The sequence below is a fragment of the Mucilaginibacter sp. NFX135 genome (assembly GCF_048565145.1).
Lineage (GTDB): Bacteria > Bacteroidota > Bacteroidia > Sphingobacteriales > Sphingobacteriaceae > Mucilaginibacter.
On sequence record NZ_CP183412.1, the window covers coordinates 5,231,567 to 5,247,174 of the forward strand.

Annotated in this window: 7 protein-coding genes; all 7 read right to left on the bottom strand. The window is 44.9% G+C overall.

Annotated features, from left to right (window positions below; all coding sequences use genetic code 11):
- Positions 1-47: 47 nt before the first annotated feature.
- The 7 genes from ACNURT_RS21760 to ACNURT_RS21790 all read right to left on the bottom strand — a co-directional run bounded on the left by ACNURT_RS21760 (position 48) and on the right by ACNURT_RS21790 (position 15,605).
- On the bottom strand, positions 48-974 hold the full coding sequence (locus tag ACNURT_RS21760; RefSeq protein ID WP_090463441.1) for a dihydrodipicolinate synthase family protein: 927 nt from the start codon (positions 972-974) through the stop codon (positions 48-50).
- A gap of 12 nt (positions 975-986) precedes the next feature.
- Entirely contained in the window at positions 987-2,543 is a 1,557-nt protein-coding gene (locus tag ACNURT_RS21765; RefSeq protein ID WP_370997029.1) for a sodium:solute symporter, read from the bottom strand.
- Between the two features lie 358 nt (positions 2,544-2,901).
- Positions 2,902-5,301, bottom strand: coding sequence for a beta-galactosidase GalB (gene galB, locus ACNURT_RS21770; protein WP_419699485.1), 2,400 nt, complete (start codon positions 5,299-5,301; stop codon positions 2,902-2,904).
- Positions 5,298-6,419, bottom strand: coding sequence for a glycosylase (locus ACNURT_RS21775; RefSeq protein WP_419699486.1), 1,122 nt, complete (start codon positions 6,417-6,419; stop codon positions 5,298-5,300). The genes galB and ACNURT_RS21775 overlap by 4 nt, the downstream gene beginning before the upstream one ends.
- 12 nt (positions 6,420-6,431) lie before the next feature.
- Positions 6,432-9,194, bottom strand: a complete 2,763-nt coding sequence (locus ACNURT_RS21780; RefSeq protein ID WP_419699487.1) for a family 78 glycoside hydrolase catalytic domain — start codon at positions 9,192-9,194, stop codon at positions 6,432-6,434.
- 8 nt (positions 9,195-9,202) lie between these two features.
- Positions 9,203-12,805 carry a malectin domain-containing carbohydrate-binding protein gene (locus ACNURT_RS21785; RefSeq protein ID WP_419699488.1) on the bottom strand — a complete coding sequence of 1,201 codons (3,603 nt, stop codon included), beginning with the start codon at positions 12,803-12,805 and terminating at the stop codon, positions 9,203-9,205.
- Position 12,806: 1 nt separating this feature from the next.
- Positions 12,807-15,605, bottom strand: a complete 2,799-nt coding sequence (locus ACNURT_RS21790) for a glycosyl hydrolase family 95 catalytic domain-containing protein (RefSeq protein ID WP_370997035.1) — start codon at positions 15,603-15,605, stop codon at positions 12,807-12,809.
- Positions 15,606-15,608 lie beyond the last annotated feature (3 nt).

The following is a 15,608-nucleotide window of genomic DNA, read 5'->3' on the forward strand; positions in this document are numbered from 1 at the left end:
TCTGAAGTAAAAATAAAAAAGCATGACTTCTTACTTTCGACTTAAGACTAATAAATACCTATCTCGCTTTGCAGTGCGGTATAGTTACTGTACAGATCTTCTATTTTGTTACGGATAGCCTGCGAAAAATACCCAACATCGCGGCGCGTTATAGTAGTTATTTTTAAACCCCGTTTGGTAAGATAATATTTAGCAATAACCGGATAAACATTGTGCATTACGTCCATATTTTCGGTTAAAAACTCTTGTACCATGGCCACCTCGTGCTGGCGCGATGCATCGGCGTAATGATCACACAACCAAACAATAAGCTCCGGAAAAAAATTCCCCTGGATACAGGATAAACCTGCCGAACCAGCTTTCAGCGATTCAACCGCATGGACCATGTAGGCATCATACAAACCAAAAGCCGGATTAATTTTACTCGCCTCCAGTTTCTGTTTTACCATATCCAGGTTAAGGCAGGTATCTTTATGATATATTACCCTGCCGGTGACAGCAAAGTGATGAAGCTGTTCTGCCGATAATAACCTCTTGTATGGCACCGGACATTCGTAAAAACCCAAAGGGATTTTTTCGGTTTGATCGAACAGCTCAAATACGCGGTCGCTAAGTGTAGTATCCGGCTCATCAACATCGGCCAGTAAACTTGTAATGGCAATTACCGCCGAAGTGCCCGTATCATACACCCGTTTTATAAAGTCGGCTTGTTTTTCAATTGGGCCACCAAAAGTGCCGGTGGCTACAACCGGAACAGCGCCATCAACAGTTTCAACCACATGTTTGATTATTGCCAGGCGCTCTTCGCCGCTCAGTTCAAACATTTCACTCGACAGGCAATTGGCAAATACACCGGCAGCACCGGCATGCAGGTACATTTCGGTTAAACGGGTTAGCGCTGCATAATCAACCGCACCGTTATCTTTAAAAGGCGTTAACATTACCGGGATAAAACCCTTTTTTGATTGCTCCATTTGATGATTAAATTAAACTGTTAACTGCCTTGTTTTGGTTAAGAATATCCCTGTTAAAAATATGGCCAATGTGCCTGCAACAATGATCATATTGGTATTCAGCGTACTGCGCAGGGCAGCGTATTGTTCTGGAATGAGGGCCGGAAAAGTAAGCCAAAGAATCACCAAAACACCTATGATACTGGCAATAATAGCCTCGTGGTTACGGGTTTGTCTGCTGATAATCCCCAACAAAAACAAACCAAGCATGCCCGCCGCGAAAATCCCCGAAAGCTGCCACCATAATTCGAGGATGCTCTTTACCCCTATCATGGCTATGCCCGCCGCCATACCTGCAAACCCAAAAAGCACAGTACCAATATGCAATGCATTCAGCGTATCTTTTTCGTTGAGCTGTGGTTTAAAATATCTTTTGTAGATATCAATGGTAAATACGGTAGCCGATGAGTTCATGCCCGAACTGATGGTGCTCATGGCCGCCGACAAAATGGCGGCTACGATAATACCAACCAGGCCCGCAGGAATTTTGGTGACCATGAAATGCGGCATGATCTTATCACCATAATCGGCAGGCGTAAGTTTGCCCATAAATGCGGTAACCTCATTTGCCGTAGCAGTTGCAGGCAGGCGTTCAATAGCTACCTGATGTTTAAGGATTAAGATCAGATCCGGGTGCTGGCTGTAATACGCATATAAGCATGAGCCTATTACAAAAAACAGGAAAGATGCCGGCACATAAATACCAACACAAAGCCATACCGATTTTGCTGCCTGTTTGGTAGATGTAGCCGCATGATACCGCTGGATATAATTTTGATCCATCCCAAAGTTATTGAGATTGATAAAGAAACCGTAAAACAGGATCACCCAAAATGTTGGCTCGGTAAGGTTAAGCGAAAAACTGCCCAGGCTGAATTTATGATCGGCTTTGCCAATTTCTACAATCTTACCAAAACCGCCGGGAATGCTGTTTACCACCAGGTAAATGATCAGCAGGGCCCCCAAAGTTTTAATGATGGCTTGAACAACCTCTGTCCAGATCACGGCTTTGATGCCGCCGGATACCGTATACAGGATAATGGAGATCCCCATTACAATCATGATGGTTTTCATAGATAGGCCAGTAAGTGCCTGCAAACTCAGCGCGATGCCAAAAAACACAGAACCCATACGGGCGATCTGCGTAAGCAAAAAACAAATAACCGCGTAAACCCTTGCCCAGGGGCCAAAGCGTTTTTCAAAATGTGTATATGCTGATATGTTGCCGGTGTTACGATAAAATGGTATAAAATATTTAACCGCTATCCAGGCCGCAAAAGGCATGGATAAGCTAAATACAAAAGCGTTCCAGTTGCCGCCGTAGGCTTTGCCCGGTACTCCCAAAAAGGTGTTACTGCTTAAAAAAGTGGCATAAATAGATAAACCGATAGCCCAGCCCGGTATTAAACCGGATGCAACGGTAAACTGCTCTGCATTTTTATTTTTACGCGAAAAATAAAAACCCACCAGCACCATGGCAATAAGGTAAATACCTATAATGGTAAAATCTAACACGGGCAACACTTTCATGCGTTTATCGGGTGGTATAGTAAATTTAGTATTATGGTTTAAAATTGCATAACAAATGTAATCTACTAGTGTTAGCCTTTACTGTAATATTTTCGCCGGCTATTGTAGGATATTATCTTCAACGGAAAGGATATCAAACAGAAAATAAAAAAGCACGGTCGAGCGTCCACGCCCGAGTGTTGTCTTTTTTCGAGCGTCCATGCTCGCGTAATAATCAAAAAGGTAAGCGTGGACACTTACTTGAACCATAATTCAAGCGAAAGACGCTTGAACTTGCGATTATATATTAGAATGCAACAGTCCTGCTCTTACGAGAAGAATCGCACAAACCCGCACTTTTCCGTAAGGTAATGACTCATCAACGCGCGCTTTCAATAATTAAGCGGGCAGACTGTAGCCCATCGGCAGCAGCCTTAATAATAATTTCCCCTGCAACAGATTTAGATTGAATAATAGCCAGCCCCAAACCGTTAAATACACGATGCTGATTGGATACAAATGGATCCAGATCTGTTTGCGAACCATTATCAACAGCTTTCAGGATTCCCCGCCCCGTTACTTTAAATTTAACCAATTGATTGACATCGGGCACCGGAACGTTATTTTTATCCAAAACAGATACGGTAATGTATGACAGGTCTTTTCCATCGGCTTTAATTTTGCTTCTGTCGGCCTTTAACTGTATTTTATAAGGTGCGCCTGCTGTAACTACCTGCGTGGTCATAACTACTTCACCATTACGGCGGGATACCGCTTTCAATATTCCCGGCTCATATTTTACACGCCACATTACATGCAGGTCGTCACCGTTCTTTTTCTTAACCCCTATCGATTTCCCATTTAAAAAAGCCTCTACCTCATCAGCATTATTGTAATAGGCCCAAACGTCAATCAGCTGGCCAGGTTTCCAGTTCCAGTGCGGAAAAATGTGTAAAACAGGTTTGCTTGTCCACTCGCTTTGATACATGTAATACACATCCTTGGGGAAGCCGGCCAAATCAACAATACCAAAGTATGAACTGCGGGCCGGCCACAAATATGGCGTTGGTTCGCCAATGTAGTCGAAGCCCGTCCACACAAAAAGTCCTGAAAGGAAATCATATTCCTTGATGATCTTCCAGGTTTCCTCGTGCGTTGAGCCCCAATAAGCCGATACATTATCGTAGGCCGATACAGTAAAATCGACATTGCCATCCTTCAAAGGCGTTTTACTATCCTTTGGCCAGCGCCTGATACTATCCGATGGCATATCATAATGCCCGCGCGTTGCCAGTGCCGACATATTTTCGGTACCGATAATTTTTTGACCAGGATAGTTTTTCTGAAAATCAGCATATACTTCCTGGTGGTAGTTTAGCCCAACCAGGTCGAGCGCACCCGACTGGTAAATGAAATTCCTTTTAGGATCAGCATCGCTTAATGCTGATGTAACGGGCCTTGTGCTATCCAGTTGCTTTACAATTTTTACCAGTTCGCGGCCTATGCTTACACCTGTGCTATCAAATTGCTCCCTGATCTCGTTGCCGATGCTCCAGGCAAAAATGGATGGGTGGTTCCGGTCGCGTAAAACCTGGTCTTGCAAGTCTTTTACGTGCCACTCGCCCCAATCCTCGTGGTAATCATGTTTGCTCTTTTTCTTCTTCCACATATCAAAGGCTTCATCCATTATCAGGAAACCCATTTTATCGCATAGGTCGAGCAATTCGGGTGCTGGTGGATTATGCGCGGTACGAATAGCATTACAGCCCATATCTTTTAAGATCTGCAATTGACGCTCAATGGCGCGTACGTTAACAGCCGTACCTAAAGCACCCTGATCATGATGCAGGCAAACGCCAAGAATTTTCATCGGTACGCCGTTCAGACTAAAGCCTTTATCAGCATCAAAGCTAAAATAGCGAATACCTGTAGTTGTGGTATAATCATCAATAACCTGATCAGCAGCTATCAATTGCAATTTCACTTTGTACAGGTACGGATGATTCACCGACCACAATTGAGGATTGTTTAACTGGATACCCTGCTGTATTACAGTATCTTTTACAGCGCTCACTGTAGCGCCGACAACCTCACCCTTATCATCCAAAATAGAAGCTTTGAGTTTCAATTCGCGATTAACAGAACCAGGTAAAACCGTACGGATATTTATCGTCGCACTTTGCTGGTCAACCTGCGGTGTGGTTATAAATGACGACCATTGAGGCAGATAGGTTTTATTTGTAGTAGTTAACCATACATTGCGGTAAATGCCCGAACCTGTATACCAGCGTGAATTAGGCTGATCGCTGTTATCTACCCTAACCGCAATCACATTTTGCCGCGCTCCAAATTTGAGATAAGGCGTTAAATCATACCGGAACGAAATATAACCATTGGGTCTTTTACCTAAATAATGCCCGTTGATCCAAACTTCGCTGTTGTGGTAAACGCCATCAAAATCAATAAAAACGTTTTTGCTTTTTGACGATGCAGGAATCACAAAGTTTTTGCGGTACCAGCCTTTACCAGCAGGCAAACCGCCTTCGGCTTGGGTAGTTGGGTTTTTATCGTCGAATTTCCCTTCAATACTCCAATCATGCGGAAGATCAAGTTTGCGCCAGCGACTGTCGTCATATTTTGCTTGTTTGGCAGTAGTATCATCGCCTAAGAAAAACTTCCAGCCGGTATTGAAATTTTCTGTTTTGCGTGCGTTTTGAGCAGATGCAAAATCAACCACAAAAAACATTAAAAACAGTGTATACAGATAACAGAGCCTCATTTTGATTTGCTTTTCTTAACAGGAGGGGCAACAAAGTTCAATTCGCTTTTACCCAGATCTTTTGAGGTAGCCAGAGCTATGCCTCGCTGATCAGCTTTGTTTACGGCACAATAAAAATGGTAAACCACGCCTTTATACTTCACAACGCACGATTTATGGGCAAACATATTATCATAAGGTTCGGATGACTGAATAAGCTTTTCGCCTGTCCAATCTGTCCAGTGTACCAGATCATACGAGCAGGCAAAGCGGTTAAACACACCCGGGTCACGGGTTTTCCAAAAGGCACCAAAATAGAACATGACATACACATTTCCTATCTGCTGGATGTAGGGATCGCCGGTAATGCCATCGCCGTGGTTAAGCACCGGGTCTTTTCCAAAACGTTGCCAGTGCAGCATATCGTCAGATACAGCCATACCAATCCGCTCGGCACCACGCTTTTTATTTACGCTGTCGCCATTGGCATTATAATACATAATGAAAGGGTGACCGGTCAGCTTCTTTTTATCCCAAATCACGGTTTGCTTATATTGGGTATGGTTATCCCACCAGCTTACATCTTTATCGATGCTTGACAGCACAGGATGATCTAATCCCTGCCATTCATGCACCGTACCCGGATTCTTATCAGTAGAAGCTACACTTATTGACAATAAGCCTTTTTCATATCCCTTACTTTGCCCCCCGAAATACGATAACCAATATTTGCCGTTATATTGTTGCAGCTTATAACTTCCGCCCCATTTATAATCCCGCAGGCCTACATAGCCTGCTTTTTGGTTATTGTCCCACCGGGTGGTATCGTCAGAGAACGAGAGGATGCGGCCGCGGGTTTTCCAGTGCAGCAGGTCCTTACTATCGGCCAGCCAGGTTTCATAACCTCGGCCGTTAAAAATAATATAACTCATATACCAGCTATCGTCCTGGCGAAAAACCGTAGGGCAGTCGGCTTTTTGACTATTATCTTCGGGCGCTATTACCAGGCCATATTTATGAGGTGTTTTTACCTGTTTGTAAATGCTTTTCATCACCTTTTCGGGTACCTCCTGTGCGTGTGCCTTCAGCAGTAAAAAAACGCAAATAAAAAATGTAGAGGATTTAAAAATGCTTTTCATTTTGATTAAATATTATTTGGCGATGAATGTATAATTACCCGACCCGGCTTTTATTTCCGCTTTTCCATCGTGATAACCGACGAACTTAAGATCGTGCCTTGCTTTGATATTTTGCCCATCCACCATAATTACAGCAGTATTTTTAGCAGGCAGATAAATGCTTGCCATAGTATTTGCGGGAATGCTCACCTCCAATTTAAACTGTCCTTTTTCCTTTTTCCAGCTGCTAATGATGCTGCCATACGGCGATTTGTAATTGGCCTTAGCCCAGGTAACATCACCCACAGTTTCGGGTCGGATCTCGATTTTATTAAATGCGATAGCATCATCCGCAGGTCGGATTCCGGCCAAACCACTGTAAAACCATTCCATCAAATGCCCTAACATAAAATGGTTATTGGATACCGAAGTAAGTGCAGCCCATGATTCGGTTAAGGCTGTAGCACCATGGGCGAGCTGGTAACCATAGCCCGGCACATCGGCGCGGCTATTCATATCATAGATCACATCCGATCGTCCTTCGTCATCCAACACACGCAGCAGGTAACGGTAACCAATATCACCGGCAGTAAGGGCATTGCCACGGTCGCGGATATCTTTTACAATGCTATTTACAACCGCCTTTTTGTATTGCGGTTCAACCAGTTCGGCATAAACAGACATGGCATTAGCGGCCTGGCTGCCTGTGCCGTATTGTTTGGTATCGGCATTAAAAAACGTTTTGTTGTAAGCCTGTTTAACTTCTGCCGCCAGTTTTTTATATGATGAGGCATCATCAGTTTTGCCGAGCAGGGTTGCTATTTTACCGGCGAGATCCAGATCATAATAATACAGCGAAGTAGCTGTAATACCCTGCGGCGTTAGCTGCGAAACGCCGGGAGGTTTCGGGCCAAGATCATACCAATCGCCCAGGCCCTGGTACAATAAATGGTTTTGAGATTTTTTATCGAGATAAGCCAGGTACCGTTTGATCATATCATAGTTTTGAGCCAGTACTTCTTTATCGCCATACCATTGATATACATACCATGGCAAAATCACCGCGTTGCTACCCCACTCCGGCGAATCGCGGAAAGGTTCGTCAAACTTCACGTACTCGGGCGAGATCTCGGGGATCAGCCCATCTTCTGTTTGGGAGATACGCATATCGTTAATGCACTTGCGCGCCAAACCTACTATGTCATAATTGTAATGCAGGGAACTGCCAACGAGGTGCGCTTCTTCCAGCCAGCCCAGTTTTTCGCGGTGAGGGCAATCAGTAAATACGCTGGCTATATTGCTTTTCATGGCCCAGTCAATCAGCTTAAAAGTTTTATTAAACAGTTGGTTTGAGCAGGCGAAACTACCTACAGTTTCAGCGGCGTTACGGGTATGCAGTCCTTTGATAGCTACAATTATAGGTAATTGCCGGTTGTTAGCTTCATTTTGCGGAACAGCACCCTGAACCTGCAAATACCGGAACCCGTAATAGGTAAATAGCGGGTGCCAGGTTTCAAGCCCATCGCCCTTTAAAACGTAATTATAATAATGCGGACTGCCGGAGGCCTTTTGATTTGCGCTGCCATCTTCATTCACCAGTTCAGCCGGAATAATCCTCACTGTATCCCCCTTTTTACCCCTAACGCAAATTTCAGGGATCCCCGAAAAGTTTTGACCGAGGTCATAAATCCATGCACCGTTAGCAAGTTGCTTTTTATTTTGCGGCTCAAACGCCTGCATGATTTTTAAAGGCTCGGCCATTTGCGCGTTTAGCTCAGGTATTCCGTCTACCTTAACCACACTGCGCCATTTGGAATCATCAAAATTGTTGGTATCCCAATCGGGTTGTTCAAGGTTGGCATTATAATCCTCGCCCCCATAAATACTACTAAATGTAACCGGTGAAGGCGCTGCTTTCCAGGTTCCATCACTTACCACATTGTCCACCAGACCGTTATCATACTCCAACATTAAACGGCAAATCATTTTAGGATAGCCGAAAGCGCCGGTTAGCTTGCGATAACGCTTGTCGCGTGGGATGTAGTAAAACCCGTTGCCCAACATTACACCAAGGGTATTTTTACCGGCGATGAGCTGATTGGTTATATCAAAAGGCACATACAATGCCTGCTTATCATATTTTGTCCATCCGGGATCAAGAAAATGATCGCCCACTTTTTTACCGTTCAGGCTTAATTCAAAATGTCCTAATCCGCATAAATAAAGCGTGGCTTTTTTTAGCTTGCCTTCCACATTAAAGGCTTTGCGCATCAAAGGCAAAACATCATTAGCAGCACCCAGTTTTTTAGGTCCCTTGCCATGATAAAATGGCACAATGGCCGATGAATCGGGCAATTTATCATAGGCTATCCAATTTGCGCCATGCCAGTCGGCCTTTGTGAGCAAACCCATTTGCCAGCTGGCGGTACTGCTCCATGCAGATGCTTTGCCATGATTATCCCAAACCATTACCTTCCAGTAATAAGTTTTGGCAGCCTGCATTGGCTTACTATTGCAGGATATTTGCAACGAGGAACTTGACGGCACTTTGCCCGAATCCCAAATATCGGCGTTGTCATTTGTAAGCTGAGTTGCGTCATCAGCTACCAAAACCCGGTAAGCCCTTTGCATTACATTGTGGGCATCGCTTTGCATTTGCCAGCTGAGTTTTGGCTTGAGCGATTCAATACCCAGCGGGTTTGTTTTGTACTCGCATTGCAGGTTAAGCACCTTCGGGCTTTGAGCAAAAGCGCCGAAAGGAAGCAGCAGAAACAACAGGCAGATCTTTCTTTTCATTTTAATATTTATTGCATTTCGATGCCCGAAACAGCCAAACCATCAGCTTTAATGCCCGTGATTACCAGTTTATAATTACCCGCGTTGATACTTGTGCCCGTGTTAGTTGCAACCGTGCCCGATTTATTTTTAGCGACCGGTTTAAAACTTAGTTCTTCCTCCTTCATCAGCGTACCATCGGCAGCCAGTAACTGCATTTTTGCCGTGAAAATTTCGTTGGTTTGGTTATAATATTTGATGCGCAAAGCGTACAGATCGGCAACACCCGGGGTTATCGCGAATGCCACACTGCCACCTGCTCCGCTGCTAAATTTAACTACTTTTTTTCCGTTCAGGGTGCCGGGCTTTAAGCCGTCGCCCTTTAATTCAGCAGTCTCGGCCTTATAGCTCACGGTTTTGCGAAGGTCCGTTGCCGGTTGCAGCGAAGTAACAGGCAGTACCACTACAGTATACATGAACTTACCCTTATTTTCACCTAAAGTGACTACATCAGCTTTTTTGAAACGTTTCCTGTAAACAGGTAATTGATGCCCGCCATGAGCGTCAGTTTTTACAAATAAGCCGGTGTTTTCATAATCTGAGAGCCAGGCTGGTCTTTGAGATGCGGGTACATCCATCGCTACATAAACGTCCGCATTAGCATTTAAGGTAAAAGCCCCCTCTAAATCTCCCCCGGTAAGCGAGACTTTTAAAGCCCTCCCTTCCGGGAAGGGTTGGGTGGGGCTGATCCAATCGGCACCATAAAATATTGGAGGGAGATCGTTAAAGGTTATCCTGGCATCAGTATACTGTTTTTGGCCGATATCCATCCAGCTTTTTATGGCCCATTTAGTATTGCCCTGCAATTGGCCGATTATTCCGGAACCCGCTTGTTGAGGTTTAATTTGTTTGTTTAAGGTACTGATAGCAATAGCAGAGATGATCGCTTCGCCTGCTGCCTCGTTTGGAAAAGATATCGTTAGCATCCCACCCGTAACATGTGCCGTGATGCTTTTTTTAAGTGCTTTATCGTACCCTGCTTCCTTCCAGATGTCGAGGTTACGGATCATCGTTTTATCGTTTACAGCTACATCAAACAAACGCCAGCCGGAGCAATCCATTCCACCACCCGTACCATACCAGGGCTCGGTAAAATACAGTTCGATGCGGTAATCTCCATCGGGTACCGGGAAATTGAATTTCAGCTTATCTAAACCATACCTGAAAGTCTGGAACAGTTCACCATCCGCCGTTCCGCCAATCCTGTCAAAAGTGCGTTGCTGGCTGGCGAAGAAGGATGGCATACCGGGATAATCATCCGTCCATGATATGGAGCCGGGCTGTTGTTTATTGCCCTGATGCCTGTCGGCCGTCCATTTATTGCCGTAACTGTCGGTATAATCAGAGCCGCCGCAATTGAGCCTGTATAAGTAGTTGTAACCTGTTGCAGGTTGCAGAATGGCAGGATCCTCCCTTGGTAAATGTGGCGCCGACGGCAAATGGTTCAGCATGATCTCATCATGCGTTACTGGTTTACCATTTGTATATCCCACTGCATATAACACATTGTATTTAATATTCGCGTCATCCCATTGAAAGTGTGTGCCAATACCCTGCCGCGTTCTTTTACCTAAAGATTCATGGTTGAGATCGTTAAAAAGCTCCACCTCATCACAGTTGGAATAAACAATAATGCTGTCTTTTTTACCCGAAGTTATCCAGCGGTTGGGCCAGGTATGCGATACGATGTAGACCATCGGCTCCTTAGCTTTTGGCGCATAATTGGCCCTGTACATGTAAAATGCATCGGTAGGTTGCCCCCATGGCGTAAATAAACCTTTGTAATTAATGGGGCCTACCCTGTCGAGTTCACGCTGACCTTCGCCGCCCTGCGTGCGGCCGGGATTTTCGTGCGAGTACAGTAACCATTGAAAATGTCCGGCAACTCGATCTTTCACCGATTCGGCCAGACTGACTTTGGTTTCCATGAGCTGGGTCATGCGATCTTCACTTAACGGGCCGTTTGCATTAAAAGGGCCTTCGGTGTGTAAGCCGAGGCTTCGCCAGGCGCCGTATTCGCCAACCAGGATCTGTTTTTTCAAGTCATCGCCATATGTTAGCGGGTTGCCGCCGTAGGTACCCGTCCAGTTTTGAGGCACATCCCAATCGGTACCTTCGCCGCCATTACAGGTGGTTATTTTGCGTTGCGATGAAGCCATAGGGTCAAGTTTTCGGATGATTTCGCTGCACTCACGGGCAAAATCGGCGGGCAATTTACTTTCATTTTGTAATCCCCAAAGAATAATAGAAGGACTGTTGCGGCGCTCTTTTACCCAATCAACCAATAAAACCTTGTAATTAGCCCTGAACTCCGGCGAATCATACCAGATATGCGCCGAATATTGCGGCCACCATAAAATCCCCAGTTTATCCCAATATTGCTGATAAGCCAGGTTATGAGGCTGGTGCGCATCCCTGAAAGCATTAAAACCAGCGGCTTTTACCTGCATCACACGGGCTTTGATTTCCTGATCGCTAAAAGCATGGTTTTTCCCTATCAGGTGTTCATATTCGGCAATGCCATTGATAAAAACAGGTTTTCCGTTGAGGTAAAAACGGTTATCGTTGTTATTCCTGCCAACAGGCCAGCTGATCCAGCGAATACCGTAAGGCGTTTGAATTCTGTCGATCAGTCTTCCATTGGCCCAAACCTCTGTAGTTACCTGATACAAATAAGGTTTTTCTAACGACCATAAGTACACGTTTTTAATATCGACAAATTGTTGAGCTATTACATTAGTCTCTCCGGCGTTTAGTGTTTTAATTGTTTTAGCTTGCGTGATAGTTTTACCACCGGCGTTGACCAAACTATTTGTGACAGCTATAGTAGATGGCTTGGCTCCATAGTTTTTAACTTCAGTTTCAAGATTAAGCGTTGCCGATTTTTCGCGAACGGTAGTATCATTCCAGATGTGTACGCCGAAAGGCTCAATCCTCACGTCCTTGGTAACTATCAAATGTACCGGCCTAAAAATCCCCATTGGCTGCGAGCCCTCTGAAAAACCAGGATCATCAGAACAACCGCCACAAACCCAGGGCAAATCTTTGATAAAAGAGGGATGATCTGCTTTAACACACAGCAGGTTTTGCTTGCCTGCTTTAACAGCATCCGTTACATCAAGAGTAAATGAAGTGCGGCCACCGGCATGATAGCCAACTTGCTTACCGTTAAGCCAAACTGTTGCATAAGAGCCGACGCCTTCAAACCACAGAAAATAGCGTTTATCATTTTGTTTTTTTTCAAGCGCGAATGTTTTACGATACCATGCGGTGCCGTGCCTGTTGCCATGTTTCAGCCGGCGATAGCCCTCATACGTATCCCAGTTATGGGGTACGTTTACTGCTTGCCATTTAGCATCGTTAAAACTTTGCTGTTCAAAACCGTTGTGCGCTTTGGAGTTATAATCATCAGCAATGCTTTTCCAATTAGCATTTAATGAGATTTCTCTGCGGATATTTTGCTGAGCGTTGACTGTAGATAAATTAAAGCCTAACAGGGTCATAAAAAACAAAAATGCCAACCGATAAATCAGCCTGCCATTTTGCTCATTAAATGTCTCTGTTACCCGCATTTTACAATTGCTTCAAATACGCATCAAAGCGATAAATCTTACCTTTTTGAGTATCGAGATTGACCGTTTTACCGGCATAATTTAAACGGCAGGGATTACCAAGTTTTGAAAGCACCTGCAGGTTTTCCAACCGTCCATTTTGCCATTCAAAATCCAGCACAAAACCACCTCTTGCACAGATACCTTTGATATTTCCCTTTGGCAACGCAGTTGGTAAAGCGGGCAGTAACTCAATAGCATCACCCTGACTTTGTAAAAGCATTTCAGCTAAACCAGCCGCACCGCCAAAGTTGCCATCAATCTGAAACGGCGGGTGCGCATCGAACAGGTTGTGGTAAACCCCACCTTTTTCCTTGCCCGAACTTACATCAGCAGGCGAAAGCAATTTGGTTAACATGAGATAAGCATGATCGCCCTGGTGCATCCTCGCCCAGATATTTACCTTCCAGGCAATGCTCCAGCCGGTACCTTCATCGCCCCGGTATTTCATAGATTGTTCGGCAGCTTTCATCAGTTTAGGAGTTTTAAAGGTAATATCGGTACCGGGATAAACACCCCACATATGCGAAACATGGCGGTGGGTATCCGTGGTATCGTCCTTATCTTCCAGCCACTCCTGCAACTGTCCATATTTGCCAATTTTATTCGGTGCTATCTGGCTGTATTTGAGTTTTAGCGTATCGGCAAAAGCTTTATCAATGTTTAATATTTTGGAGGCTTCAATACAGTTTTTAAACAAATCGCGGATGATCTGGTGATCCATCGTTGGCCCGGCAACCAAACCGCCATGCTCGGGCGAATTGGATGGTGTACTGATCAGGTAGCCTGTTTTTGGATCTTTTATTAAAAAGTGTACAAAGAACTCAGCCGCCCCTTTCATTTCGGGATATGCCCGATTTTGCAGAAAGCCCTTATCGCCGGCATACAAATAATGTTCCCATAACTGGTGGCAAAGCCAGGCCGCGCCACTCACCCAGATGCCATGATTAGAAGCATTGACAGGCGCGGTTCCGCGCCATAAGTCAGTATTGTGATGCAGTACCCAACCCGGCGCGCCGTAATGCTCAACAGCAGTTTCATGACCAGTTTTAACGAGATCATCGATTATGCTAAAAAACGACTCGCTGCAAGCTGATAAGTTAAGCAGCTCGGCAGGCCAGTAATTCATTTGGAGGTTAATATTGGTGGTGAACTTACTGCCCCATGGCGGTGTCAGCAGGTTGTTCCACAAACCCTGTAAATTCGCCGGGCCATTACCCGGTCTTGATGAGGAGATGAGTAAATACCTGCCATACTGCACATACAAGCTGATAAAAGAAGGATCAGGAGAATGCCCAAACTTCAGAATCCGCTCATCAGTTGGCAGATCAGCATTTTCTCCTTTGCCTAAATCAACGGAAAACGTATTGAAATACTTTTGATAATCCTTGACATGGGCCGCTTTGATACCCCCATAACTCTTATGGACTATAGCAGCGATCTGTTTTCTGCAGATAGCTTCCGGACTACCCGATACATCATGATAGTTTTTAAAATTGGTTGCCGCCGTAAGATAAAAAGTTGCCTCGTTAGCTTCCGTAATTGATATATTTTTTGAGCTTACAACTACGTTACCGCCAGTTGCCTGTACACACAGATAGCTTACGCCACGTAAAACGCCACCTTTTACTTTCAACGACAGCGCAATTGTATGGTCATCAACTTTACGGGTGACGTAGTTTTTATGCAGACTGCTCAGCAATGCTTTCAGGGTAATTTTACCGGGCTTATCCGCCGTCAGATGCACAGCCATAACCTGATCTGGTGCGCTGCTGAAATATTCACGGGTGTAGGTTACGCCATCGGCTTTGTAGCTTACATGAGCCGTTGCATTGGTAAGATCGAGATCACGTTGATAATTTGTTACTTCCTGCTTTGGAAATTGCAGGTACAAATCGGCAAACGACTGATAATCTCCATTATAACGGGGATACGACGGTGGATTATCATCCTCTATCCAATATTTCCATTTTCCGGCAAGACTGATAGCGGCGCTTTCATCTCCTTCAGGATAAATTGATAGCGTTTTGGCGTTGCTCGTAAAACCACCCTTATCATAAAAATTAACTACCAGGACTGATAGCTCATTACTACCGAAATGCAAGTCGCCTACCGGGATAGTGTATTTCCGGTAGGCAGTGCCATTGGTTGTTCCAATACGCTTCCCATTGATGTAAGTAAAATCTACATCGCGGATGCGGCCAAGATTTACAACCAGGTTTTTACCTTTCCAATTGGCAGGTACATTAACGGTCGTCGTGAACCAAACTGCACCATCCAGCCCCTCCATGCTGGGCGTTGTTTCCCAGCCCTGCTCGGTTGGCAAGGTAATGTTTTCCCATAATTTGTCTTCAGCTTGCGGTCTTTTGGCCTGTATAGATGCAAACCACTTAGCCGAGTCAGCAGCATAGCTTAGCTCGCTGCTCTTCATCCCCATAAAATGCTGTTGCGCCAATGCTTCCCCCTCAGCTTGCTTACCTTCGGACAGCAGTTTGCGGATAGGCTCCAAATATTTCACAGCTCCTTTACGGTTGTAGTCGCGGGGACCACCTGTCCACAGTGTTTGTTCGTTGTATTGGATATGGTCTTCGGTAACGCCGCCATAGATCATGCCCCCTATGCGGCCATTGCCAATAGGCAAAGCATCAGTCCATTTTTGGGCGGGCTGTTTATACCAAAGCTTCAGGGGTTGCGACTGGCCAAATGCTTGCGCAATTCCAAACATAAATATTACAATAAATAAATTCTTCCTGCCTTTCATAAA